We start from the raw sequence: 441 nt of genomic DNA on the forward strand, positions 1-441 counted from the left end.
TCTCCATACCGGCGCCATCGCCGTCACGCAGCCCCAGGCCGACCGGCAAGTCGGCATCGCCACCACCACGTCCACCGATGCTTTCCAGGCGGCGTTGCAAATCGGCCAGCAAGCCTTCGGTCTGCTGGCGTTCGCTGCTCACCTGCTGCTGGTCGCGTTGCAGCTTGGCGCGCTCCCCTTCCAGCGCCGCGTTGATGCGCTGGTCGATGGTGTCGTCGCGCTGGCGCACCCGCTGGTTTTCTTCGCGCTGCGATTTGTTGTCGGAAACGGCGCTCTGCAACTCGCTGCGCAATTGCTTCACCTGCGCAACCAGCGTCGCTACCGTATCGCGCGGCGTATCACCATCTATGCCCAACGCCTTCATTTCTTCAGCCGTGGGTTGACCGTCTGCACTGCCGCGGGACGGCGTATCAGCCCCGCCACCCGAGAACAGCCGAATGC

Annotated in this window: 1 pseudogene; it reads right to left on the reverse strand. The window is 64.9% G+C overall.

The features are described from left to right. Positions 1-439, reverse strand: a pseudogene (locus tag KDH83_RS31660) (TIGR03752 family integrating conjugative element protein); the annotation flags it as partial. Positions 440-441: the final 2 nt, after the last annotated feature.

Source organism: Achromobacter sp. Marseille-Q0513 (assembly GCF_018195695.1).
Classification (GTDB): domain Bacteria; phylum Pseudomonadota; class Gammaproteobacteria; order Burkholderiales; family Burkholderiaceae_B; genus Achromobacter.